At 45.7% G+C, this 24,237-nt stretch carries 21 protein-coding genes; 5 read left to right on the top strand and 16 right to left on the bottom strand.

Going from position 1 to position 24,237, the window contains the following annotated elements:
* Positions 1 to 42 precede the first annotated feature (42 nt).
* From N4J56_RS20155 to ribD, 6 genes are all read right to left on the bottom strand, one after another.
* Complete coding sequence (locus N4J56_RS20155; protein ID WP_317108065.1) at positions 43 to 1,602, bottom strand: GldG family protein; 1,560 nt, start codon at positions 1,600 to 1,602, stop codon at positions 43 to 45.
* A gap of 48 nt (positions 1,603 to 1,650) precedes the next feature.
* A complete protein-coding gene (locus N4J56_RS20150; RefSeq protein ID WP_317110667.1) occupies positions 1,651 to 2,016 on the bottom strand; it encodes an ankyrin repeat domain-containing protein in 366 nt (121 codons plus the stop codon).
* Positions 2,017 to 2,237: 221 nt separating this feature from the next.
* Positions 2,238 to 3,023 (bottom strand): class I SAM-dependent methyltransferase, encoded by a 786-nt coding sequence (locus tag N4J56_RS20145; RefSeq protein WP_317108064.1) that lies wholly within the window; start codon positions 3,021 to 3,023, stop codon positions 2,238 to 2,240.
* A gap of 49 nt (positions 3,024 to 3,072) precedes the next feature.
* Positions 3,073 to 3,891 carry an ABC transporter permease gene (locus tag N4J56_RS20140; protein ID WP_317108063.1) on the bottom strand — a complete coding sequence of 273 codons (819 nt, stop codon included), beginning with the start codon at positions 3,889 to 3,891 and terminating at the stop codon, positions 3,073 to 3,075.
* A gap of 106 nt (positions 3,892 to 3,997) precedes the next feature.
* Complete coding sequence (locus tag N4J56_RS20135) at positions 3,998 to 4,972, bottom strand: ABC transporter ATP-binding protein (protein WP_317108062.1); 975 nt, start codon at positions 4,970 to 4,972, stop codon at positions 3,998 to 4,000.
* 145 nt (positions 4,973 to 5,117) lie between these two features.
* Positions 5,118 to 6,278: a bifunctional diaminohydroxyphosphoribosylaminopyrimidine deaminase/5-amino-6-(5-phosphoribosylamino)uracil reductase RibD gene (gene ribD, locus N4J56_RS20130; RefSeq protein WP_317108061.1), complete on the bottom strand. Its 1,161-nt coding sequence runs from the start codon at positions 6,276 to 6,278 to the stop codon at positions 5,118 to 5,120.
* Between the two features lie 386 nt (positions 6,279 to 6,664).
* Here ribD and hisC point away from each other — a divergent pair, with 386 nt between their 5' ends.
* Positions 6,665 to 7,708: a histidinol-phosphate transaminase gene (gene hisC / locus N4J56_RS20125; protein WP_317108060.1), complete on the top strand. Its 1,044-nt coding sequence runs from the start codon at positions 6,665 to 6,667 to the stop codon at positions 7,706 to 7,708.
* 187 nt (positions 7,709 to 7,895) lie between these two features.
* Here the strand turns inward: hisC and mreD are convergent, their stop codons facing one another.
* From mreD to N4J56_RS20110, 3 genes are all read right to left on the bottom strand, one after another.
* Positions 7,896 to 8,489 (bottom strand): rod shape-determining protein MreD, encoded by a 594-nt coding sequence (gene mreD, locus N4J56_RS20120; RefSeq protein ID WP_317108059.1) that lies wholly within the window; start codon positions 8,487 to 8,489, stop codon positions 7,896 to 7,898.
* 144 nt (positions 8,490 to 8,633) lie between these two features.
* Positions 8,634 to 9,383, bottom strand: a complete 750-nt coding sequence (gene mreC / locus N4J56_RS20115; protein ID WP_317108058.1) for a rod shape-determining protein MreC — start codon at positions 9,381 to 9,383, stop codon at positions 8,634 to 8,636.
* A 123-nt stretch (positions 9,384 to 9,506) separates the two neighbouring features.
* Positions 9,507 to 10,520, bottom strand: a complete 1,014-nt coding sequence (locus N4J56_RS20110; RefSeq protein ID WP_410500547.1) for a rod shape-determining protein — start codon at positions 10,518 to 10,520, stop codon at positions 9,507 to 9,509.
* Positions 10,521 to 11,181: 661 nt separating this feature from the next.
* Here N4J56_RS20110 and N4J56_RS20105 point away from each other — a divergent pair.
* Positions 11,182 to 11,550 (top strand): single-stranded DNA-binding protein, encoded by a 369-nt coding sequence (locus N4J56_RS20105; RefSeq protein WP_317108056.1) that lies wholly within the window; start codon positions 11,182 to 11,184, stop codon positions 11,548 to 11,550.
* A gap of 35 nt (positions 11,551 to 11,585) precedes the next feature.
* Here N4J56_RS20105 and N4J56_RS20100 read toward each other — a convergent pair whose 3' ends face one another.
* The 4 genes from N4J56_RS20100 to N4J56_RS20085 form a co-directional block, all read right to left on the bottom strand.
* The gene (locus N4J56_RS20100; protein ID WP_317108055.1) at positions 11,586 to 12,368 is read right to left on the bottom strand and encodes an SIMPL domain-containing protein; all 783 of its coding nucleotides are present in this window, start codon (positions 12,366 to 12,368) and stop codon (positions 11,586 to 11,588) included.
* A gap of 150 nt (positions 12,369 to 12,518) precedes the next feature.
* The gene (locus tag N4J56_RS20095) at positions 12,519 to 14,135 is read right to left on the bottom strand and encodes a sensor histidine kinase (RefSeq protein ID WP_317108054.1); all 1,617 of its coding nucleotides are present in this window, start codon (positions 14,133 to 14,135) and stop codon (positions 12,519 to 12,521) included.
* 205 nt (positions 14,136 to 14,340) lie between these two features.
* A complete protein-coding gene (locus N4J56_RS20090) occupies positions 14,341 to 14,793 on the bottom strand; it encodes a response regulator (RefSeq protein WP_317108053.1) in 453 nt (150 codons plus the stop codon).
* An 88-nt stretch (positions 14,794 to 14,881) separates the two neighbouring features.
* On the bottom strand, positions 14,882 to 17,080 hold the full coding sequence (locus N4J56_RS20085; protein WP_410500546.1) for an ATP-binding protein: 2,199 nt from the start codon (positions 17,078 to 17,080) through the stop codon (positions 14,882 to 14,884).
* A gap of 320 nt (positions 17,081 to 17,400) precedes the next feature.
* Between N4J56_RS20085 and N4J56_RS20080 the strand changes: the two genes are divergently transcribed.
* The 3 genes from N4J56_RS20080 to recF all read left to right on the top strand — a co-directional run bounded on the left by N4J56_RS20080 (position 17,401) and on the right by recF (position 22,903).
* Positions 17,401 to 18,603 (top strand): anion transporter, encoded by a 1,203-nt coding sequence (locus tag N4J56_RS20080; RefSeq protein WP_317108051.1) that lies wholly within the window; start codon positions 17,401 to 17,403, stop codon positions 18,601 to 18,603.
* Positions 18,604 to 18,848: 245 nt separating this feature from the next.
* Positions 18,849 to 21,689 carry a cation-transporting P-type ATPase gene (locus tag N4J56_RS20075; RefSeq protein WP_317108050.1) on the top strand — a complete coding sequence of 947 codons (2,841 nt, stop codon included), beginning with the start codon at positions 18,849 to 18,851 and terminating at the stop codon, positions 21,687 to 21,689.
* Positions 21,690 to 21,778: 89 nt separating this feature from the next.
* Positions 21,779 to 22,903, top strand: a complete 1,125-nt coding sequence (gene recF / locus N4J56_RS20070; RefSeq protein ID WP_317108049.1) for a DNA replication/repair protein RecF — start codon at positions 21,779 to 21,781, stop codon at positions 22,901 to 22,903.
* Positions 22,904 to 23,030: 127 nt separating this feature from the next.
* Here recF and N4J56_RS20065 read toward each other — a convergent pair whose 3' ends face one another.
* The 3 genes from N4J56_RS20065 to N4J56_RS20055 are packed head-to-tail and all read right to left on the bottom strand — an operon-like array spanning position 23,031 to position 23,762.
* Positions 23,031 to 23,180, bottom strand: a complete 150-nt coding sequence (locus N4J56_RS20065; RefSeq protein WP_317106469.1) for a hypothetical protein — start codon at positions 23,178 to 23,180, stop codon at positions 23,031 to 23,033.
* A gap of 46 nt (positions 23,181 to 23,226) precedes the next feature.
* Positions 23,227 to 23,520 carry a hypothetical protein gene (locus N4J56_RS20060; protein WP_317108048.1) on the bottom strand — a complete coding sequence of 98 codons (294 nt, stop codon included), beginning with the start codon at positions 23,518 to 23,520 and terminating at the stop codon, positions 23,227 to 23,229.
* Entirely contained in the window at positions 23,517 to 23,762 is a 246-nt protein-coding gene (locus N4J56_RS20055; RefSeq protein ID WP_317108047.1) for a hypothetical protein, read from the bottom strand. Before N4J56_RS20055 ends, N4J56_RS20060 begins: the two co-directional genes overlap by 4 nt.
* Between the last annotated feature and the right edge of the window lie 475 nt (positions 23,763 to 24,237).

The following is a 24,237-nucleotide window of genomic DNA, read 5'->3' as shown; positions in this document are numbered from 1 at the left end:
CACTGATAACTGATAACTGATAACTGACAACTGATAACTGATTTATCTTCGCAGCCACCACAGCAATACAGCGCAGGCAAAACCAATGACTGGCAAAATGACTAGAGAGATCCAACCTAGAAGGTTAATTTGTAGGGGCGTAAGATTCAGACGACGCTGTTTTTGTTCTTTAGGACGCACGGATAGGGTTTGTTTGTTATCTTGACTGCTCAACCAGCTAATGGAATTTAAGAATACGTCTCCATTCAATTGCTGCTCGAATAATCCATCGATCGCAAATTGAGCGTTACCAATGACTACCATCCTGGCTTGAGTTGTCTTGGGAGCAGCATTAGCTACTGGCTCGGCTGAGACGACGCGATTGAGGGCGTAACCTATAGTTAAAGGACCTTTGCGATCGCTTTGAGGATTAAATTGCAGTGGTTGACTTTGTATGTTGCTTTCCGCCCAACTTTCGGCACTCGTTTGTAGAATTGGCGTTGCTTCCACTCCTGTGACTGGTTTGCTGTCAATTGCTCTCGCGCCACCGAAAATCGATAGATTATTCCCAAAATCTTGTGTAATTGGATGTTGTCCGTAGTTATCAACCACAGCAAAAGCAGGTCCAAAACCGATTGCTTGTCCAGCGGGATCGATAATCACTCGGTTATCTAGGGTAAGCCCCCAATTTTGCAGCAGACTATCTAAATTGGGGTTTGTATTTGGGTCGAGGAGTAGCATCAAACTTCCACCCCGCTCTAAATACGCGCTTAAGGCTTTGACTTCTTGCGGAAATAATCCTCGTTTGGGACTAGCAACGATAACCACAGTCGCATCTTGAGGGATCTTCGCTTGTTGGACTAAATTCAGCGGTTCGGCAGCAAAGTTTCTATCTTTAAGTGTATTCAGGGCTGAGGTTAGCTTACTCTGTTCCCCGATCCCAACTTCGCCGTGACCTTGAAGGAAATAGACTTTTCCAGCGCGATCGCTTGTCACTTGCTGAATTTTAGTTGTCAGTTGCACTTCTGACAATCGCCCTTGTCCGACCGATTGTACGAACTGTCGCCGATTGCCTGCTTCTATGTAAACATCACCAAACGATCTCACGCCAAACTTTTGAGCTATCCCTGGTCGTGTTTGCGGATCGACATACTCAAAACTAAATTGCGACCCTTGACGGCGATAATTTTCTAATAATGCTCGATCTTGGGAGTTTTGATTGCGATCGAATACCCACACCTTAACGGGTTGAGATAAATTTTGGACAATTTCACGCGATTGGGGAGCCAAAGTATATAGTCCCGTTTCAGTGAAATCGATCCGCGTTTGATAGCGGGTGGCTAAGAAATTAATGAGTCCGAGAATGACCAAAACTGCCAAAGTAGCTGCGATCGCATTTGTTCCCGCCTGAGTCGAACGTCGCTTCCACCACTTAGTTTTATAAGCTTGCCACAGCAAACCTAAAAGACTCAAAACAGCGCCAGCAGCAATTAATCCCAAAGGGATAATTCCCCAGCTACCCGCCACAGTCCCGGCTGTTAAACCCATGAGGATGAGAAAGGGACCGAGTAAAAATAGATATTGCCAATAATTTTTCTTCGTTTTTTTAGCAATGGTTTTCATAATAGTTTTCTATTTGACTACGGCAGAGGAGATCCCCCCAACCCCCCCTTAAAAAGGGGGGCTAGAGGCGATAATTAAACTTTTTTTGGCTGCATCAAGTAATAGCTGATAAACTCTTTGTCCCTCTGGTTTCTTTCTCGTTTTTGCGCGATGAAGGGCTGTGATTTGCATCCAACCAGGAATAGTTGGATTAGCACCTGCATCAATTAGCAACTTGGCGACTTCAAAGTCACAATTTCCTGCGATCGCGCCAAGTGGAGTATCGCTGATTGTGCTTTCATCATGGGCATTTACATCTGCACCCATTTCAATCAGTAATTTCATGACTGCAATATGTCCTTTTTCGGAAGCGTAATGCAGTGGGGTTTTACCTAATTCGTCAAAAGCGTTAACTGGACACCTCCTTGAAGTAATTGTTTTACTGAATCTTCGTTTCCTGCTTGCGTTGCAAAATTAAGGTAACAGCAATTAGTCAGAAATTTTAAATTTTTCATACATATACAACTTATCAAATGTCCGTTTCTAAAAATAATTAGATTGATAGAGCATTTCCCATGTAGATGTAATACATTCGTAGTAGGGTCGCACAGATGTGCGCCCCTACAGATCTGTGTACCTCATCTAACTGAGAACAGCTATAATTTGAGCGCATTAACTTCTAACCTCACCATGCGAATGTGTGCCAATCCATTTTGATCGAGTGGAAATCTCTCTAAATATTTCTCGACAAAATCAGCAATAAAATCGTTTCTTTGAGTCTCAGGTACACAGTGGGTAAAAGGCATCCAGGTTGTACGTATCCAACTTGCCAATCCCTCTTTACCTAAATGTGTCATATCTTTTGGAACTAATTCCAGCCGTTCAACTTTGAAATTAGTTTCATTCAACCACGGTGCGTAGTCGCGATCGCTGTAGAAAAAGTAAGGATTGTGAAATTCATTAAAATAATTGTTCCACTGCTTGCTAGCTATAACTTCAGAAAAAACTTGCAAAACATCCGCAGCACCTCCCTTACCTCCACAAGAAATGACTAGTCTACCACCACTCCGCAAGGCTCGACTTGCACCCCTTAAAAATGCTTGATGATTGTCAACCCAGTGAAGCACAGCATTGGAAAAGCATAAATCGAACTCGCGATCAAAATTTAGGGAACGTGCATCAACACAAGCAAAAGTGAGATGTGGATATCTTGCTGTTGTATAAGTGTGCGTAGCATAAGCAATCATTTCAGCCGAACTATCTACGCCAATTACTCTACTTTCAGGTAAAGTCTTGGCAAAATCAGCCGTAATTTTTCCGTCGCCACAACCGACATCCAAAATAGATTTATTGCCTTGCAAATCGAGAGTTTCTCTTAACTCTTGCGCCCATTTCAATTGGGCATCTGAATTCTTGGCATAGTCTTCTGGATTCCAGATCATACAGAATTATTTACATAAAGTTGCTCATTTTTAAAGCGCGATCGCGCCCTCAAGATCTTTGAAACCATAAAGCGTCGATCGCCTGTGCGGTGAGAAAAATCCCTAACAGAATGTAACTGAGAAAAACAACTAAACTACTAGAATCAAAAATTCCTTGTATCCAATTGGTATAGTGTTTGAGTAACGAAAGATGACTCAAAATTGCACCTACTGGCGTACCGCTGAGATTTTGAGCGATCGCATCGATAACCCAAAGAAACAAAATTAAAGCAAACGTAATAATCGCCGCCAAAATTGTGCTATCGGTGAGAGAAGAAATGAACATTCCTAAAGATAATATCCCTGCCGCTAATAGAATGAGTCCTAAATGTCCCATCAAGGGAACGACTGGAAATACAGCAGGGTTTGCAGTACTCAAAGCAAATGCTTCATAAGCAAAAATTGGCAATATCAGTGTTAGAAAAAATGTAACAACTCCTAATAGTTTCCCTACAGCAACCGCCCAGTTTGTTACGGGGGAAGTCGCGAGTAATTCCAAAGTCCCGCGCTTGCGTTCTTCGGCATACAAACCCATTGACAATATAGGCAAGATAAATAAAGCCAAAGAACCCATGATTCCCAAGAAAGCCTGTTGAAACTCGTAAGCCACATCAATCGGTGAGGCAGGAACTCCAGGTTGCTGCCCTTGCAGTAAATCTCTTTGAGCAACTTGCTGAATAATTCCTTGTGGACCTAATAGAATCAAGGCAAAGAAAAACCCAGATAATAACCAAAATATCCCCGCGATCGCATAAGCCAAAGGCGAGACAAAATAGCTTTGTAACTCCCTTCTATAAATCGCGATGATGTTAGCAAAAATTAAGCGCATAATGAGGAGTGAGGAGCGAGGGGACAAGGGAGAGGGGGGAGACAAGGAAGCAGAGGAGCTTCAGGAGCAGAGGAGATAAAACAACCAACTGGTCATTGATAACTGGTTACTGGTCACTGGTCACTGATAACTGGTCACTGGTTACTGTCTCTTCCATAGTTAGTTCTAAGAACACATCTTCTAAAGATGCTCGCGTTCTTCGCATTTCGTAAATTTTCAATCCCATTCCGACCAAAACAGCAATAATATCTGGTCCTGGTTCCGTACTTGGTTGGGAGACGACTCGCAGTACGTAACGATTTGCTTCTGGGGTAGGGTTTGACTCAATCGATCGCACGCTGGGCAGCATTTTTATCAATTGTTGCGCCGCCGCGCCATCGCCTTCAATTTCAATTTCGTAACCTGCACCACCAGTTAGGTTCGCTTCTAAACTGTCAGGAGTTCCGGTAGCAATAATTTGTCCGCGATTGATAATAGCGACGCGGTTACAAGTCATGCTAACTTCCGGCAGAATGTGGGTAGAAAGCACGATTGTATGGCTATCAGCAAGACTTTTAATTAAATTACGGACATCAATAATTTGACGGGGATCGAGTCCTACCGTAGGTTCGTCGAGAATAATCACTGGCGGATCGTGGACGATCGCCTGAGCGATCCCCACCCGTTGGCGAAACCCTTTGGAGAGTTTGCGAATCAAAACGCGCCGTTTTTCTTGTAGGTTACACCGTTCTATAGCTGCTTTGACCCGCCGATGGCGATCGCCTGCGGCTACTCCCTTCAATCTTGCTACAAAATACAGAAACCCTTCCACCGTCATATCGAGATATAGAGGCGGCGTTTCGGGTAGATAACCGATCCGCTGACGCACGGCTAAGGACTGTTCGTGGACATCATAGCCTGCAATGCGTGCCGTACCGCTACTCGCAGGTAGATAGCCCGCTAAGATCCGCATAGTTGTGGTCTTTCCAGCGCCATTGGGTCCAAGGAAACCCAAAATTTCTCCCGCTTCCACGCTGAAAGTCACGTCCTGAATCCCAGACGTAGAACCGTAAGTTTTACTCAAATGTTCGACTTCAATCATCAGTTGGTGGTAATTGGTAATTGGTAGTTGACGGTTGACAATAAACGCGCTCCGCTACACTCCTTGAAGACGGTTGATGGCTGACAGTTGACACTTGACGGTTGTTGCTCCTCTGCTCCTAGTCTCCTCAGCTCCCCCAGCCTCCTCAGCTGGGCGACTCTCCCTCAGCTCTCTTCCTCGCTGCTCCCTGCTCCCTGCTCCCTAGTAAATACCCTTCCATCAAACAATCAGATCCTACGGTGCGCCATTGGACTCGTTCGAGAGTTATGGCTTGTGTCATTTGGGTAAAACCTAAGTCACCTACTGGGGTGGGGGCTGTACTTCCGCCGATGATTTTGGGGGCAATAAAGGCGAAAATTTTCTGAACCGTACCTTGGGCGATCGCTTCTGCTGCTAAAGTTCCGCCGCATTCCCACAGGACGGAAAGACAGCCGCGCTGGTAGAGATGAGCCATTGCTGCGGTGGGGGTAAGGGAATCGAGTTCTAAAATTTCTACACCGCGATCGCGTAGTAGCGCCTGCATGTCTGGGTTTACTCCTGCTTGCGTCATCACTAATGTCGGTACTGTTTCGGTTTGCCACAAATGAGCTGTTGTTGGAAAATCTAACGTCCGGCTCATGACTACCCGCAAAGGATTGGGTGCATCAATTTGGCGGATTGTCAAGCGGGGATTATCAATTCTCACGGTGTTTCCGCCAACAATGATGGCATCGCACGCAATTCGTAGCTGCTGCACTTCCTCTCGCGCTGCTGGATTGGTGATCCAAGCACTATGACCGCTAGTCGTAGCAATTTTACCGTCGAGGGTCATGGCATATTTAAAGATGCCGAAGGGTCGCTGGTAGATCATGCGATGAATAAACCCTTCATTGAGTTGCCGACAGTCAGCTTCTTCCACTCCAACTACAACTTCAATTCCCGCACTGCGTAGCCGCGCAACTCCTCCCCCTGCAACTAGGGGGTTCGGATCGACCATTCCCACCACGACTTTTGCTACCCCAGCCGCGATTAAAGCTTCCGTACAAGGGGGAGTACGTCCGTAGTGGTTGCAGGGTTCGAGGCTGACATAAACGGTAGCTCCCAGGGCGCGATCGCCTGCTGCTTTCAGAGCAAAAACTTCTGCATGAGGTTGCCCTGCCCCAGGATGAAAGCCTTCGCCGACGATTTTTCCATCCTGCACCACAACAGCCCCAACTAGAGGATTGGGGGCAGTGCGTCCTAAAGCACGACGGGCAAGGGTAAGACACCGTTGCATCATTTCTCGGTCAAAAGCCGTACCTACCCTTAGCTCTATTTTGGAATCCATTGCCAATGCCGTTTGTACTCCAAAGATTAGCTGAGATTCTGCGCTATATTATAGGCTTGGTGAGACTTTTACAGTACAAGCTCCCACATTTATACATGGAACGATCGCTCCGACTTTTGTACGAACGGGTTTAATCGAAGAATTATTTTTTGTTTCACAGGCTGCTTCAAAAAATCTACCCCTACGACTGTACGGGCGATTCCGCGCAAATAGATCGACCACCAAAGCCCGAAAATTTTTGCTCAAAACCCGCCCCTACAACTTTTGACTTTTAACTTGGGGTACGGGCGGGTTTAGCAAAGAGAGTGACAGCCACAGCCTTCAATTTTTGCTCAAAACCCGCCCCTACAACTTTTGACTTTTGACTTTTGATTTCTGACTTCGCCATGACATACTTTCGCCACAACATCGAGCAAATGTCAGGCTACGTACCTGGAGAACAGCTCGTTGGCGCGAATATTATCAAGATTAACTCGAATGAGAATCCTTACCCGTCCTCACCGTTGGTATTGGAAGCGCTACGTAACTTAGATGGAGAATTATTACGGCGCTATCCAGAACCAATGGCTGGACGTTTTCGCACTGCCGTTAGTGCTGCTTTAGATATCCCTTCAGACTGGATTATTGTCGGTAACGGTAGTGACGAACTACTGGGTGTTATTACCCGCGCTTGTACCTCACCGCAGCGGCAGATTGTTTGTCCCATGCCAACCTATGTTTTATACCGTACCTTGGCACAGATTCAGGATGCTGAATTTGTCGAAATTCCCTATGACGACAATTACAATCTGCCGCTAGAAGAACTCATTGCTGCGAATGGAGCCGTGACATTTATTGCCTCACCTCATAGTCCATCTGGTACAGTCGTGTCACTAGAGTTACTCGACAAGCTAGCGACGCAATTGCACGGTGTTTTGGTCATTGACGAGGCTTATGTTGATTTTGCCGCAGAGAATGCTTTGGAATTGGCTAAAAAGCATGATAATGTCATCATTTTAAGAACGCTTTCCAAGGGCTATTCTTTAGCAGGAATTAGACTGGGCTTTGCTGTAGCCAATCCTGCTTTAATTGCCGGGTTGATGAAAGTGAAAGATAGTTACAACATTGATGCGATCGCTTGTAGTGTGGGAGTAGCTGCACTTGAAGACCAAGCACATAAAAATGCTAATGCCGAGAAAATCAAAACATCGCGGGCAACGTTAGCTAGTGAATTGCAAAAACTCAACTTTGATGTTTGTCCATCACAAGCCAACTTTCTTCTAGCGCGATCGCCTCATGGTAATGCCGAATATCTTTACCGCAGTTTGAAAACAAGAGGTATATTAGTCCGATATTTTCCCCAGCCGCGCTTAGAAGACAAACTTCGCATTACCGTTGGTACAAATGAGCAAAACGCTCAACTTGTCAAGGCTCTGGCTGAGATTTTGTGAAGAATGTAGGAGCGGGTTTTGACCAAAAATTTCCGGTGCAAGCTGTCGAGCTATTTGCTAAACCCGCCCGTACAGTTATCGGGGCGGGTTTTGACCAAAAATTTTTGGTTTAAGCTGTTGATTTATTTGCGCCCCCACCCGTACAAAAGTCAAAATATACCTCCTGCCTGCCTTCTATCTCAAATCCTTATCGCGTGCCTAAAAATCTCGTTGTTGTCCACCAGTGATTTAAGGGATAGTAAATAACTGGAGCCCAAAGGCTACTGATTACGGCTGAAATTAACGCAATTTGTTGGTGATGTTGCCATACCTCAGCTAATTTCTCTAATGGCAAACCAAATGTATATGTTGTTGCCTCACCCAGGAAACCAAATTGTAGGGTGGCGATCGTTTCTACCATAATCGTCATGGCAAAGACAATCAGAGCCACAGAAATAAAATCTTCCTGAAGATAGCGCTGCTTTTGCAACCGTGCCGTCAGAATTCCCACCATCATTAAACCAAAAACATGAGTGGGATTATGGGCAGTCATGCCATCTTGAATAAGTCCCAAAGTAATACCTGCGATCGCTCCTTGTAAAACCGGGCGTTTAATACTCCAAGTCACTACCCAGATCAGCAACCAGTTAGGAGCAATACCAAGTAAAACTGTTCCTGGCAAGCGCATCGGTAGTAAGAGCAGACACAAACTCGCTGAGCCAACAATCGCTACCCCATTAACAAACTGTCGCCAACCAGGAGACTTCTGCCACAGGTGGCGCAAAGATTTAAGTCCCTGCATAAAAAAAGAGGATATTTTTTAAAATTTCAATTTTCAGAGCCTCGATCTTAAAGCAGCAAACGAAAATCGTAATTCAGAATTTGTAAATCGTAATTTTTATGTTCGGATCGAGCAGAGCATACGGCTAGCCGTACGCCCTGCTTCCTAATTACTTTTAGAATAAACAACTGCCCACTCTAGATGGGGAATGGGAGCAGAAAAGGAGACAATAGCTTCGGGAGCAGGGCTTTTATTCAAGTCGATGGATTCAATCTTGCCTACAGGTAATCCGGCGGGATAAATTTGGCTGTAAGTAGAAGTGGCGATCGCATCGCCGCGTTTCACGTCAGGCACTTTATCAAAAAACTGCATCACGGCTTGACTTTCTGATAACCCGCGTAAAAATCCTGTATGACGGCTGCGACTGACTGTAACCCCTAGCTGACTGGTGCGATCGCTAATTAGCAGTACGCGGCTGGTGTTGGGAGTGACGCTACTAATCTTACCCACTAACCCCCCAGGAGCAGTGACGATATCTCCGACTTTAATTCCCGTACTCGTACCGCGTCCCAAAGTTATTTGTTGCCACCATTGATCGGCACTACGTCCGATGACTGGAGCGACAATAGCTTGTTCTAAATTATTAGCAGACTCATAACTCAGTAGTTTTTTTAACTGTTGGTTTTGACTTTTGAGTTCTGCTAACTGAGCTTGAAGCTCTTGATTTTGAGCATCGCTTAAGCGCTCTGCTTGCACGGAAACCGAGCGATGAAACGGGCGAGTGATGAGTTGATAAATTTCAAAAATCAGTGCTGCTTGGGTCTGCCTGATAGTCCAAGCAGTACCAAGGGCAACAATGCATAGTAAGATTGGTAGGGCGCGTTTCTCCCACCACTGACGACGTTCGATATACATAGGTTTTAGTAGTTAGCAGTCAACTCGATGGATTGACTTAATAGGCTTTTAGGTTTAGATAACAGACAGATATGCAGTTTATTTGTGGTTGACAGTTGACAGTTGACAGTTAACTGTCAACTGTCAACCACGCCGAGAGCGATCGCTAAAGACTCGCTCCATTTGCTTGAATTTTTCCAGTGCCAACCCCGTTCCTAAGACAACGCAGTGCATTGGCTCGGCTGCTACGTGGGTGACGATACCAGTCTCATGACTAATTAGCGTATCTAATCCTTTCAGTTTCGCGCCTCCACCCGCAAGCATAATACCTCGATCTACAATGTCGGCTGCAAGCTCTGGTGGTGTTCGTTCCAGCGTCCGCTTGAGTGCTTCCACAATCACAGACAGCGGTTCTGACATACTTTCGCGAATCTCTGGTTCTTTAATTGTGACGCTACGCGGCAAACCAGAAAGCAGATGCAATCCCCTAACTTCCATCATATTCTCTTCGTCGTCGCGCGAGGGATAGGCAGAGCCAATCCGCAGCTTAATTTCTTCCGCCGTGCGTTCGCCGATGACTAAGTTGTAAATTTTTCGCATGTACTGCATGATGGCTTCATTCAGTTCGTCCCCTGCAATCCTTACCGATTCGCTCAGTACCGTACCGTAAAGACTGAGAACGGCAATTTCTGTTGTTCCACCCCCAACATCTACGATCATGCTGCCGATAGGTTCGGCAACAGGCAAACCCGCGCCGATTGCTGCTGCTAGTGGTTCGTCAATTAAATAAACTTCTCTCGCGCCTGCTTGAGATGCTGCATCCATTAATGCTCTGCGTTCTACCCCCGTAACTCCACTGGGAATACCAATCACGACGCGGGGAGAGACAACCCTGCCTTCATGAACTTTTTGCATGAAATGCTTCAGCATCATTTCGGCTGCATCGAAGTCAGCAATGACTCCATCCCGTAGCGGACGAATTACAGAGACGTTTACGGGCTTAGTAGGCGTTCTACCAAGCATTTTTCTGGCTTCTTCTCCCACAGCAATCGACGATTTATCGCTTAAATCCAGTGCGATCGCCGAAGGTTCTTGCAGTACAATTCCTTTGCCAGAGACATAAATCAAAGTATTTGCAGTACCGAGATCGATACCCATATCTCTAGACAACGATAAACGATTAAACAGACCAAACATACCCACGCTTCTCACTCCCCCGTAAAAGCAAGATATAGTTTTTACACATCAGTAGAGTATTAGTAACTAGATCGGAATTCTCTTACCCCTCTAATTCGAGTTTAGTCGAGCCAACTAATTCTCGGTCAGGCTTAGTTGCAATTCTTAGACTGGCTGACAAAAACACCCCTTCAGTTAAGAAAAGTTAACGCTTGTCCAACTAAATTCCCAAGGGTAATTTCACTGAATCTTTATACAAATTTAAGCCATTTTTTGCTTACTTTAAGTAATTTCACAGTTGTTAGTTATCAGTTATTAGTTATCAGTTATCAGTTACCGAAAAGCCGATTTCCAACTATTGAAACTTTGGCGATCGCTCGATTAAGTACTAACACTTAATAGTTTTGTGAAGAAAAAAAAGGAGATCGTTGACAAGAAGTAAATGCCTAACGCTCCAATTTATAAAATCTTCATAAATTAGTAATTGATAATTGGATGGTAAATAGTAAAACCAGCTTTTTATCACTAGTCACTAGTCACCAGCCACTGATATCTGACAACTGAGATCTTGCCAGTACAGGTACGGAATAAGCTACGATTGTGGTTATGGATTTCGAGTACAAGTGTACTAAATTTGAGTGATATGAGTCTTAACGTTGTTACTCTCGTCGGTCGTGTTGGTGGCGACCCTGATATTAAGTATTTTGAGTCTGGTAGTGTCAAGTGCCGCATGACGCTAGCTGTAAGGAGACCAACCAAAAATAGCGATGAACCAGACTGGTTCACGCTAGAAATTTGGGGTAAAACAGCGCAAACAGCCAAAGATTACGTTCGTAAGGGAAGTCTAATTGGAATCAAGGGTTCCTTAAAGTTCGACACCTGGGACGATCGCAATACGGGTACACCGCGTTCAACGCCAATCATTCTTGTGGACAAAATGGATCTTTTAGGATCTAAACGTGATAACGAAGGTGGCGGTTATGGCGGTTACAGTAGCGATGATAATTTTTAAGCTGTAGAGACGTTCCATGGAACGTCTCTACACCATCAATAACCAATTTGCAGCGTCACAGAAGCCTCTATTTGCTGTTCTCCACCGACTATGGGGGTCGTAGCAGCTTTATCAGCAAAAGCTGCTTCTCTTGCCATTAAAGGCATGGGAGGCTGTGGCGGGTTGGCACTGTTGACTTGAATGCTGACAATTTCCTTTTGGCTGAAATTGAGGCTGCTAAAGACAGCACTTGCTTGCTGTTGAGCATCTTTTGTCGCTGCTTGCAGGGCTTGTTGTCTCGCTTTGGCGATCGCCTCATCTGTAGCAGTAAAACTCACCCCTTCGATCCGAGTTGCTCCAGTTTTGACGGCAGCATCAATGATATTACCAGCTTGTGACGTTGGGACGCGGAAACTTACTGTATTTGTGGCAGAATAACCCGTAAGCCGTTGCTCGTTGTTGGCGTAGTTATAAAGAGGATTTAAGTAAATTCCTGTAGTTTCTAGTTTTTCTACGTTACGCGATTTCAATAAGTCTACAACTGCTGACGATCGCCGCGCTGCTTCTTGCTGCACTTGCTGGGCGGTTTTGCCTTGTACTTCCACTCCCAAACGTACCTGAGCTAGCGTGGTGGGGATAGATTCTACCCCTCTACCCGTAACAGTCAGAGTTTTATAAGTTCGATCCATTTTTTCTGGAGCTGGTTGCGCCCATACGGGACAAATATAACTGAGAGTTGACAAGCTTAAGGCGATCGCAAGTAGCTGGGGAGCGGGGAATTGGAAAAAGGTTTTGCGTCTTGGTACAAACTTTGTTTCACAATTTCGAGAGCGTTGCATAGATTAAATTTGCCTCACACTGTAGCCGTGCTGAATTAGAAAGCATGGGGAAATAATTTGTTCCTAATCTGGCATTGAAGCAATTCAAATTCTGGATGCGTTACAGTTTCGGCAACAAATAGATTCCCGTAGATTCGCCTAACTTACGACTTACAACGTCTCTGCACTTCCCTTTCTCACCGGAAGAATGACTGTCACTTCAGTTCCTTGCCCTACTTCGCTTTCTAAGCTAATTTCTCCGCCGTGGAGGTCGATGCAAGCTTTGGCGATCGCCAGTCCTAAACCCGTGCCTGGAATGGTATCGACGTTACTACCCCGACTGAAGGATTTAAATAGGTTGGCTCGATCTGCTGCGGGAATGCCAATACCTTCATCCTTGACAGAAAAGATGATTTGTGCATTGGTTGTTTTGAGGTCTACCTCGATCCAACCACCTAGAGGAGAATATTTAACGGCATTGGAAATTAAGTTACCAAAGGTTTGCCGTAGTAGTCGTCGATCGCCCCAGAAATCTTGCAGATCTCCTGTAGCTTGAAAGATCAATTGGTGGCGATCGCTCGCCAGCTGTTTTTGCTCTGCGATCGCTTCCGAGCATAATCGAGCCAGATCGAGCAGCGTCGGCTGAAACTTCATTTTGCCCGACTCCGATTGATTCACGCTCAGCAAGTCATCAACTAGTTTTGCCATGTGCCTAGCTTTGTCTTCAATCAGTTGCAGAAACCGTTGTTGCTGGGTTTGGTGTAGTAAAGTGCTATTTTGCTTCAGCGTTGATGCTGACGCTAGGATGGCAGCTAAAGGCGTGCGATATTCGTGGGAAACAGTGGCAATAATTTGGGATTTAAACGCATTGAGTTGTTTTTCTGCCTCTAATGCGGCTTGAGTCTGCGCTAGAAGTTCCGCTTGCTGGATGGCGATCGCTAGCTGTACTGCTAGTTGTTGTAAAATTTCTACCTCATCTGATTGCCACTGCCACTCGCTAGTACTGTGGTGGGCGATCAGTAAACCCCAAGGTTGCGGGTTTGTGTAATTATAGCTGAGCTGAATCGGTACGACTAAACTGGCTGGTGACTGAAACTGTTTTGGCAGGCGATCGCAAATCTCGCTCCAATTTGCCTCGTAGCCGCTACCAATTTGGGGGTAGTCCCGAATAAAGTTACCTATTTCTAATTCGCAGCTAGACTTTGACGAATCAGCTACAATCTGACTGCCTTGAGTGGGAATAAACTGACAAACCATGACGCGATCACATCTTAGCAGTTGGTGTACCTCTACCACTGCTGTATGTAAAATTTGCTCTAAATTGAGCGACTGACGAATTCGCAGCGCTGTAGTTGTAATTAAACGCTGTCGCTCTCGCGTTTTATATAACTCGGCATGAAGGTACGATTGCTTCAGGGCGTTACGCACCGCTAGTCGCAACACATCTGGCTTCAAATATTGCTTGACGAGATAATCTCGCACGCCTTGCTTCATGGCTTGCACGGCAATTCCTTCATTGCCCTGCCCTGTCAGCATAATCACCGCTGTCGGAGCTGCCAATTCTAGCTCTAACTTTTCCAGAAAATCTAACCCGCTCATATCTGGCAGGTAAAAATCGAGCAGGATCAAATCGCAGTATCTTTCTTGGTATAGTGCCAGTCCGTCTTTAGCTGAGTCAGCTTCTATAATGCGATACGACTGATGCGGATCTTGCAGCAGATACCGACGATAGATTTTCCGATCTTCTGGACAGTCATCAACGATGAGTAGCGTCTGAGCGTTCGGCATATTCGGCGATCGGGAGAGAAATAACTCTCCTGAAGTTATATATGTGCGTTCTTATAGAATTTTAAATAAAAATCAACGAAATATAAATAAAATGTAAAAAATTTACTTATTGGTCATTGGTCATTTGTTGATGGTTGTTGGTTGTTATTCTCCCTTGTCCCCCTTGTCCCCGTTCCCTGCTCGTGCGCTCCCTGCTCCTCTACTGTTAACTAACAACGGATGGCGGCGTGTTGGCTTCGAGCCAGTATTCTACAAATGCTTGAACGGTTTTCTCTAACTCGCTAGAGTCCATTGGTTTGATTAAATAACCGTTTGCGCCTCTTTGATAGCACAATTCAATATCTTTAGGATTAGCAGATGTCGTAAATACGACTATAGGAATTTCTTTGAAACTTATGTCTTGCTTCAGGCGCTCTAAAACATCGCGTCCGTCAATTCCTGGTAAGTTCAAATCGAGCAGGATAACTGAAGGTCTTGGCGCTTGAGCGGGACTTTGATAATCTCCCGCCTGATACAGAAAATCTAACACCTCATCCCCAGTTTTACAGCGATAAATGGGATTCTGCACGGTCATCCGCCGCATTAGCCGTTGTAGCATTTTAAAATCTTCATTACTATCTTCAGCTACCAGCAACGGTTCATTCGGTCTAGTTGTCATCCGCTCTTATGAAAACCACATGTTTTGTTACATAAGTTAATTATTTCAAGGAGTTACACTAAGCATAAATACTTTTAGGAAGATTTAATTATTGTAGGGAGAAATAAAATGTTGCTCCTGCTCCAGGGATAGATTCAACCCAGATCTTCCCGCCGTGTAACTCGACAATCTTTTTGACGATCGCTAACCCCGCTCCGGTTCCCCCGCCATATTTATCCTGGGAGTGCAGCCGCTTGAAGAGTTTGAAGATTGTTTCGTGGTGATGGGTTTGAATACCAATGCCGTTATCTCGAACGTACAAGATTGTCGGTTCACCGGATCGCTCCTGATAGCCAATTTCTACCCAAGCATCTGTATCGTTATATTTCAGGGCATTACTCATTAAATTGCTGAAAACTTCGTTGACAAGGACTGGATCGCACTCAATTGTTGGTAAAGAGCGGGGAATGCGAACGCTCATCTGCACTTCTGGACGACTGGCAAATAAAACTGCGATCGCTTCTTGCAATAACTCATTCAGATCGGTTACTTGTAGATGCAGTTGGGCTTTTCCTAGTAACGAGAGCCGTAGCAGCGCGTCAATCAGAGTTTCCATGCGCTGAGACAAACTCTTAATTGTTTGCAAGCAATCAACTCCGTCTAGATCCAGCAACGCCGCATAATCTTCCAGCAGGATGGTGGAGTAGTTGTAAATCCCCCGTAAAGGCTCTTTCAAATCGTGAGATGCAGCATAGGCAAAAGCAGCTAATTCGCGGTTGCTGCGCTCTAGTTCTTGGTTAATTTGGGCTAATTCTTCTGCCTTGCGTAGCACGACTCCCACGATCGCAGTTTTTAAATCGTTGGCGCTATCGAGTTCGTAAGATTGCCAAGGCAATGACTTTAATTTAACTGTTTCCTGCCATCGTTCAAAGGAACGGCGGGGTGACAGGCTCACGCTCCCATTTTCTAGCTGAAACGACGAGTTTGGATCGCCCGCCCAAGTTACAGTTTGGATAACTTCGGGACGAAACCACAGGATGTAGTAGCGGCGAATCTGGGAAATTCGCAGTAACAGCAAGCCGCTGGCTGTAGCTTTAAATTCTACAGATGGCAGATAAATTTGTGGTAGAGAATCGGTAGCAAACAAGTTATCGCTTACCTGAGTCTCTGCCCAGTCTATTAGCGATCGCACTTCTTCTAAGCTAGGTGTAGCCCCCACTAAAGAAATTTCATTTCCCAGACAAACCGCCGCTCCCGTGGCGTTGGTTAGGCTCAACAAACGCGGTGCGGGTTGGATTAAAGCTTCAACAAAATTACTCGCTTGGGAAATCGATTCGATTAGCTCGGATTGCAGCGATTTGAGCTTAACGCGATCGCTCAATTCCTGTTGACGAATTTTATTGGCTAACTCCAGCGAAGCCAACTGTCCCAAAAACTTGCAAGCAATTCGCACCTCAGAAGTAAGGTATTTAGGCGTATAGTGATGGCAGGCAATCAAGCCCCAAAGTTGCTGTTCCTGCATCAGGGCGATCGCCAAGAGTGCTGCTACACCCATATTGCGATGGTATTCTACGCAACAAGCATCCACACTCCTGAGAATTGACAAACTTAAGTCTACAGGTTGCTGGTTAAGCGTGACTAGATCTACAGATGGAGCGGAGATATTAGGAATAAATCGCAGCCAACAGCGAGCGTATAATTCTCTGGCTGGCTGAGGTAAATCTGTAGCTGGGTAGTGCAACCCTAAATAGGGCGATAAATCTGCACGTTTGGTTTCGGCAACAACGCAACCCGCACCAGTACGATCGAATTGATAAACCATAACGCGATCGAATCCAGTCAGTTTTCTCACTTCCTCGGCAACTAATTGCAAAAATTCTGGCAAGCTAGACGTGCTTTGAATTTGAGACAGTATACCCGCGATCGCTGCGTGAAAGCTTAAAAAACTAGTTTCATTGGGCGAGTCGATTGGTTCTAGCTCTACAATTGCTCCATCTGCTGTGCGATAGGCGATCGCATCAAAATAATGTTTGCCTCGATCTGTTGAAATTGACAGCTTGAGCAGATTCCTGGTATTTTCTCCTGTTAACTGCTGCCCGATCGCGATCGCTTGTTGCGGATCTATTAATAAATGACTTAAAGGGCGATCGAGTAAATCTTGGGGTTGCAGCCCCAAATACGTATTGATATTGTTGCTAACTTGCAATACCTTTAATTCTGGTTCTTCCAGCACCAGTAGCATTCCGTGTGACTGGATGGAGCCAGGAGCGTGAATCGGTTTTTCGTGGTTCGTTAGATTCACGTTAATAGAGAGTGAGTAGTGAGTAATGTAGAGACGTTACATGTAACCTCTGTACAAAGTGAGTAGTGAAACTACAAAGACTCATCGCCTCTGATGGATTGCCGTACACCACGTAAATGCTGATGTATCAGTTGCAACTTCATCACGCAGTAGATTTCACACTGCTAACACTCAGGTAGTGCGCCTATCATTATATTGTTAAGTTTTATCAAATATCAATAATAAGAGCTAAGAGCGATCGTGAGAGCTGAGGGGAAACCGCCCATCTGAAGGAACTGGGGGAGAGAAGAGAGCAACTAGCAACTACCACTACTCACAAATGACAAATGACAAATGACCTTTTTCAGTATCTCATCCTGGGAGTGACATACATAAGCTTAGGACTGGGATACTTCCCTGGCTTGCGGATGAATCGCGCGACGATCGCTTTTGTTGGGGCGGCTTGTCTAGTTGGTCTTGGTAGTTTTAGTCTCAAAGAAGCTTGGGAGGCGATCGACGCTGGAACGATCGTTTTTCTCCTTAGTATTATGATTGTCAATGCTTACCTTACCAGCGCCGGTTTTTTTCAACTAGCTTTAAATATTTTATTACGTTACACTCGCAGTCCTTTTGGATTAATAACTGCGTTAACATTTGTCAGTGGTTTTTTATCTGCCATATTTCTCAACGACACCATTGCTCTAATTTTTACGCCTTTAACACTCGATCTAGCTTTAGCTTTAGAATTAAATCCAATTCCCTACCTTTTAGCATTGGCTGGAGCCACAGACATTGGTTCTGTTGCTACTTTAAATGGCAATCCTCAAAATATTTTAATTGCTTCTTTTTCAGAAATTAGTTATTTAGAATTTACTCAAGCTTTGGCTCCTGTTGCTGTAGTGGGATTGTTCGTACAATTAGGCTGGCTGTGGTATTTGTATCCCGAAATTCGTTCTTTTAAACCTACCCTCGACCGTTCCCACATTAGACGCAGACGTATTCTTAAACCCGTACTGTATAAAAGTTTAATTATTACTGGAGGGATGTTAATAGCATTTCTATTCGGCGCACCGCTAGCAGAGTCAGCGTTGGTAGCATCTGGATTGCTTTTAATTACGCGTAGGCTAAAGCCACAGAAAATTCTACCAGCAGTAGAATGGGATTTATTGCTGATGTTTTCTGGCTTGTTTGTACTCACAAACGGTGTTAAAAATCTAAAGTTTCTTCAAAGTTTTACAGTATTAACAGATAGCAACGCCGGATTATTAAGCGTAACAGTAGTGCTTTCTAATTTAATATCCAACGTTCCAGCAGTATTGTTGTTACAACCATTAATTCCTCAAAATAGCGATCGCGAGTGGTTGTTACTGGCAGCTGGTTCAACTTTAGCTGGAAATATGACGCTTTTGGGTTCGGTGGCAAATATGATTGTGGCTGAAGCTGCGGCAAAACAAGGTTATCGCCTTAGTTTTTGGGAACATTTGCGCTTTGGTTTGCCATTGAGTCTAGTAACATTAGGAATTGCTTATTTCTGGCTACAGAAATTATAGCTGTACGGGCGGGTTTAATGGCAAAACTTTTTGTTGTAGCAAAGGTCTGTTCAAAAAACCCGTCCCTACGACTCCTTGTTCTGGTACAGATCTATTTAAACAACCCTAAAAAACCCGTCCCTACAACTTCTGAGGTGCAATTTGCAACTTCTTCCCTTGCCTCCCACCACTCCCTAGAATAGATAGCCTAAATATAGTGCTTAATTTATGATTTAATTCAGCAAGCATTTCTTAGCAAACTATCCATGTCTGCAACCCCTTATCCTAACCCAACACACGTTTGGCACGCCCTAGAAGTTGATAAAACTATACAAGTCTTAGAAAGCAATGCAGAAGCGGGTTTAAGCTCGTCTCAAGTCAAGCAACGCTTAGAGGAGTATGGAACCAACGAATTGCAAGAATCAGGAGGTCGCAGTCCGCTAGCGATCCTGATCGATCAGTTCAAAAATATTATGTTGCTGATGCTAATTGCTGTAGCAATTGTATCGGCAGTGTTAGATATACGCAATAACGATTTTCCCAAAGACGCGATCGCGATTAGTTTAATCGTCGTTCTCAACGGTATTCTCGGCTACGTGCAAGAAAGCCGTGCTGAAAAAGCTCTAGCAGCGCTGAAAAAACTGTCTGCTCCCTTAGTCAGAGTCATGCGCGACGGCAAACTGACGGAAGTTGCAGCAAAAGACCTCGTACCAGGGGACATCATGCTGATTGAAGCAGGAGTCCAACTCGCCGCCGATGGCAGGATTATCGAAGAATCAAACCTGCAAATTCGTGAGTCAGCATTGACGGGAGAATCTCATGCAGTAGAAAAACAGGCAGATATTCAAGTAGCCGAAGAGACAAGCTTGGGCGATCGCGTTAACTTAGTCTATCAAGGTACGGAGGTCACTCAAGGACGTGCCAAGGTTATTGTCACCGGCACGGGAATGCAAACGGAACTCGGTAAAATCGCTGCTCTGCTGCAAGGAGTGGAAAGCGAACCGACTCCCCTGCAACAACGGATGTCGCAGTTGGGCAACGTCCTGGTAGCAGGGGCGATGGTTTTAGTCGCTTTGGTAGTTATAGGTGGTGTGTGGCGGTTAGGTTGGGGTGCGTTTGAAGAACTGCTGCAAGTATCTTTGAGTATGGCGGTTGCCGTAGTCCCAGAAGGCTTACCAGCGGTGATTACCGTGACTCTAGCGCTAGGAACGCAGCGGATGGTGAAGCGCAATGCCTTGATCCGCAAACTGCCTGCGGTGGAGACTTTAGGCAGCGTCACCACGATTTGCTCTGATAAAACAGGGACGCTGACGCAAAACAAAATGGTGGTGCAGGCAGTAGAGTTAAATCAACAATCTCTGCGGGTGACGGGCGAAGGATATGCACCCCAAGGAGAATTTTTGAGCGATGGTCGAGCGATTGACGCAGACCGAGATTCAGATTTACAAGCATTGCTAGTTGCTTGTGCTTTGTGTAACGATTCTTTCCTGCAAGAGGAACAAGGACAATGGAAGATTCTCGGCGACCCCACTGAAGGGGCGTTGGTGACTTTAGCCGCTAAAGCTGGAATTCAAAAAGACCAGTGGTCGAGCCGTTTGCCCCGCGTGGCTGAATTCCCTTTCTCTTCCGAACGCAAGCGGATGAGCGTGATTTGTAGAACGAGGCAAGAGGCAAGAGGCGAGAGGCAAGAGGTACAAGACTATGCGCTTTCGTCTTTAGCTTCTCATAACTCGGCTTATTTGATGTTTACAAAAGGGTCGCCAGAGCTAACTTTGGAAAGATGCGATCGCATTCATACAGGCGATCGCGCTGTGGCGATTAATGATGCTCAACGGCAGCAAATTCTGGAAAAAAATAACCAGATGGCAAGTCAAGGGTTGCGGGTGTTGGGTTTTGCCTATAAACCCTGGTCAGAACTGCCTCCAGAGGGATCGGAAGAGACTTCAGAACGAGAATTAGTTTGGCTGGGATTAGTAGGAATGCTTGATGCACCCAGACCGGAAGTGAGGGATGCAGTAGCCAGATCTCGCGAAGCTGGGATTCGTCCGATCATGATCACGGGCGACCACCAGTTAACAGCAAGGGCAATCGGAATCGATTTAGGCATTGCTCAAGCAGGCGATCGCGCCGTAACCGGGCAAGAATTAGAACGGATGAGTCAAGCCGATTTGGAACGGGAAGTAGACCAAACGAGCATCTATGCTAGGGTGTCTCCCGAACATAAACTTCGCATCGTCCAGGCATTGCAACGCAAGGGTAAATTTGTGGCAATGACGGGAGACGGGGTAAACGATGCCCCCGCCTTAAAGCAAGCAGATATCGGAATTGCAATGGGTATTACTGGTACGGACGTGAGCAAGGAAGCTAGCGATATGGTTTTGCTAGATGACAACTTTGCCACGATCGTCGCTGCCACTGAAGAAGGTAGGGTTGTTTACACCAATATCCGCCGCTTTATTAAATACATTCTCGGTAGTAACATCGGTGAAGTGTTAACCATTGCTGCGGCTCCAATTCTTGGACTTGGCGGCGTACCGCTGTCACCATTGCAAATTCTCTGGATGAACCTGGTAACGGATGGTCTACCAGCGTTAGCTTTGGCAGTAGAACCAGCAGAACCCAACGTCATGAAACGCCCGCCATTTAGTCCCCGCGAAAGCATTTTTGCACGGGGCTTGGGTTGGTACATGGTGCGGATTGGGATTATCTTTGCCATTTTGTCAATTATTTTAATGGAGTGGGCGTACTTCCACACGCAAGCGAATGTCATTCCGAACGAACTAAGTCGCGATCGCTGGAAAACAATGGTATTTACCACGCTCTGCCTAGCACAAATGGGTCATGCTTTGGCGATTCGCTCTAACACCCGTCTGACAATTCAAATGAATCCGCTTTCCAATCCCTACGTTTTAGGAGCTGTAGGTTTAACCACAGTATTGCAACTGCTGCTCATTTACGTTCCACCCTTACGAGCCTTCTTTGGCACTCACTACATAACTCCGATAGAATTATTAATCTGCTTCGGCTTCAGCAGTTTAATGTTCGTCTGGATCGAGCTAGAGAAGTTGTTTATTAACTGGCAACAGCGACGGAAAGCGCATAGGTAATTGGGAAGTCGTAAGTCGTAAGTCGTAAGTAAGAATTTAACATCTTACCTCTTACCCGACTCCCGACTCCCTACTCCCCACTCCCTTATATGTTCCTCAAAACCCTCCACTTGAAGCAATTTCGGAATTATCAGGAGCAGCGAGTTGATTTCGCTGCTCCTAAAACAATATTGGTAGGTAATAACGCTCAGGGTAAGTCAAATTTATTAGAAGCAGTGGAATTGCTGGCAACGTTGCGATCGCACCGTTTGGCACGCGATCGCGATCTTGTCAAGGATGGAGAGGCGTTTGGGCAAATTCACGCTACGCTAGAGCGACAAACAGGCATCATCGATCTATCTGTAACTCTGCGCCGTCAGGGGCGGCGGACGGTGGCTCTCAACAGCGAACAGTTGCGCCGTCAACTGGATTTTTTAGGTGTTCTCAATGCTGTAGAATTTTCCAGTTTAGATTTAGAACTGGTGCGGGGTGCGCCAGAACAGCGCCGTCACTGGGTGGATACGCTGTTAATCCAGTTAGAACCCGTATACGCCCATATCTGGCAGCAATACAATCAGGTATTGCGGCAGAGAAATGCATTTTTGAAAAGTAGAGGCGGGTTTCCAATGCCCGTACAGGAGAAGGAAGAATTAGCGGCTTGGGATGCGCAACTGGTAACTATTGGTTCGAGGGTAGTGAGGAGAAGGGCGCGGGCGATCGAGCGTTTAGCACCCTTGGCTGCTGAGTGGCACGCTAGCATTAGCGATCGCGCCGAGGTTCTGCAAATTAGGTATGCTCCAAACGTACCGTTCACCGAAACTCACCCTGAAGGAGTACAGCAAGCTTTCTTAGACAAGATCGAGCAAAGAGCGATCGCCGAGCAACATCAAGGTACAACTTTGGTCGGTCCCCACCGAGATGAAATTGAATTGATCATTAATCAAACTCCTGCTAAACAATATGGTTCCCAAGGTCAACAGCGCACTTTAGTTTTAGCCCTCAAGCTAGCAGAATTGAAACTGATCGAAGCCGTTGTCGGAGAACCACCGCTATTATTACTAGATGATGTCTTGGCAGAACTCGATCTCAACCGTCAGAATCAACTTCTAGAAGCAATTCAAGACCGTTTTCAAACTTTGATTGCCACAACTCATTTAGCTGCCTTCGATTCCCAGTGGCTCCAAGCATCGCAAATTCTCTCAGTTAATGCAGGACAAATATTCAGTGACCAGTGACTCCTGACCAGTGACCACTTAATTCTGACTTACGACTGTGCGTTTACCCGACTTATCAATCACTACGGTTCAGTTAAGGCTCAAAGTGTTGTAAATTAAGCATTGTTCCCAAGAATGGAAAGTGAGCTCAGATCTTGCAGCATTCTCGATAAGCAAGAATGGGTAAAGGTTTGAGGATAATTTCAAAATCGAATTGTGCAGCAATGTCAGCATTGACTCGGATGAACCGCAGCAATTGTAACCACAGAACCGAGGGAAACAGTACAGTTAATGCCAAATCACTGGCAGCTTTCCAATCCAGGACAGGAGGTAGTGACCATTGGTCAATCCAATGCGCCAATAGATAGGCAATTAGCGCTCTTGATGAGCCAGCGATAGACACCAAGTTTCGTAGTTTGCCCAAAGCGATGCAGCCCAAAACGATGTTTGCTCGTTTTGAAAAAGCCCTCAATGCAAGAGCGCTTACGTCCTAGCCGCACCAGATAAATGCCAGAGTAAGGATGGGTAGAAACGACAAAGCGCAGTTCTCGCTTGCCTTCGGCTCGTTTGAGCCAGAACCAGGACACCGTCAGTGGCTGTGTGTCTCCCGCTAAATACACCTGTTGTCCACGGTTCATGGCGATACAGTTGCTTTAGATGACGACCGTCCTGCATTTTGCGATTGCAGCGCATCCCCACGACTGCTCGCCACGACTGCTTTCGCACTGCTTTGAGAAACTCTACGGTGCCAAACTCCGTATCTGCCTGTACAATGACCACCCTGCCCTGACTCAACTGGGTTGGAACCGTTGCCAACAACTTGCAGGCTAATTGTACTGGGCGCTTGATAGCCTTTGCCCCGCCAGACCCGAAAGCTCAAGCAGCACTCGCCACTCACCCACCACCAGGTACAATACTACTAAATGTAATCCCCGCTTACCGTTAAGTATTCTCACCCAGGGGTCAGGTGCCTTGGGGTCATTCGTCGGCGTACTCAACTGCAAAAACTTGCCGCACTTTTCGAATGTCGTTAGATCGATCAACACTCGCAAAGGAGTGCTTGGATGAGGGGATGAGCGGTCACTTGCTGCAACACCATTTGACGAGTCGTGCGAATCACGCTACGAGTAGACCAATTGTGTGATTCAAAAATCGACTCAATGAAGAAGCGGATTTCACCTGGGTGTGCTGGGGTAAAGGATATCCTTGAGCTTCAAGAAACAGCCCGAACAGGGCGTTTAGACTGGCTTTCTGGTATGTGCTAGGCATTAAGCAAAGAAGGCTATAGACTAGCCCTTGGGCGTATTCGACGATGGTTTCCATAATCGTCAACTCAAATTATTCCTACGCCCTTT

The sequence above is a fragment of the Chroococcidiopsis sp. SAG 2025 genome (assembly GCF_032860985.1).
Lineage (GTDB): Bacteria > Cyanobacteriota > Cyanobacteriia > Cyanobacteriales > Chroococcidiopsidaceae > Chroococcidiopsis.
The sequence above is the reverse complement of the archived record's forward strand: the minus strand, read 5'-3'. Positions and strand labels throughout refer to the sequence as shown.

Bases quoted from the DNA above. Each gene is read 5' to 3' on its own strand.
- N4J56_RS20100 (WP_317108055.1), bottom strand. From the start codon at position 12,368: ATGCAACGCTCTCGAAATTGTGAAACAAAGTTTGTACCAAGACGCAAA.
- N4J56_RS20110 (WP_410500547.1), bottom strand. From the start codon at position 10,520: ATGGGTATCGATCTCGGTACTGCAAATACTTTGATTTATGTCTCTGGC.
- N4J56_RS20155 (WP_317108065.1), bottom strand. From the start codon at position 1,602: ATGAAAACCATTGCTAAAAAAACGAAGAAAAATTATTGGCAATATCTA.
- N4J56_RS20140 (WP_317108063.1), bottom strand. From the start codon at position 3,891: ATGCGCTTAATTTTTGCTAACATCATCGCGATTTATAGAAGGGAGTTA.
- ribD (WP_317108061.1), bottom strand. From the start codon at position 6,278: ATGGATTCCAAAATAGAGCTAAGGGTAGGTACGGCTTTTGACCGAGAA.
- N4J56_RS20080 (WP_317108051.1), top strand. From the start codon at position 17,401: ATGACAAATGACCTTTTTCAGTATCTCATCCTGGGAGTGACATACATA.
- hisC (WP_317108060.1), top strand. From the start codon at position 6,665: ATGACATACTTTCGCCACAACATCGAGCAAATGTCAGGCTACGTACCT.
- N4J56_RS20060 (WP_317108048.1), bottom strand. From the start codon at position 23,520: ATGAACCGTGGACAACAGGTGTATTTAGCGGGAGACACACAGCCACTG.
- N4J56_RS20135 (WP_317108062.1), bottom strand. From the start codon at position 4,972: ATGATTGAAGTCGAACATTTGAGTAAAACTTACGGTTCTACGTCTGGG.
- N4J56_RS20145 (WP_317108064.1), bottom strand. From the start codon at position 3,023: ATGATCTGGAATCCAGAAGACTATGCCAAGAATTCAGATGCCCAATTG.
- N4J56_RS20105 (WP_317108056.1), top strand. From the start codon at position 11,182: ATGAGTCTTAACGTTGTTACTCTCGTCGGTCGTGTTGGTGGCGACCCT.
- mreD (WP_317108059.1), bottom strand. From the start codon at position 8,489: ATGCAGGGACTTAAATCTTTGCGCCACCTGTGGCAGAAGTCTCCTGGT.
- N4J56_RS20090 (WP_317108053.1), bottom strand. From the start codon at position 14,793: ATGACAACTAGACCGAATGAACCGTTGCTGGTAGCTGAAGATAGTAAT.
- N4J56_RS20095 (WP_317108054.1), bottom strand. From the start codon at position 14,135: ATGCCGAACGCTCAGACGCTACTCATCGTTGATGACTGTCCAGAAGAT.
- recF (WP_317108049.1), top strand. From the start codon at position 21,779: ATGTTCCTCAAAACCCTCCACTTGAAGCAATTTCGGAATTATCAGGAG.
- mreC (WP_317108058.1), bottom strand. From the start codon at position 9,383: ATGTATATCGAACGTCGTCAGTGGTGGGAGAAACGCGCCCTACCAATC.
- N4J56_RS20075 (WP_317108050.1), top strand. From the start codon at position 18,849: ATGTCTGCAACCCCTTATCCTAACCCAACACACGTTTGGCACGCCCTA.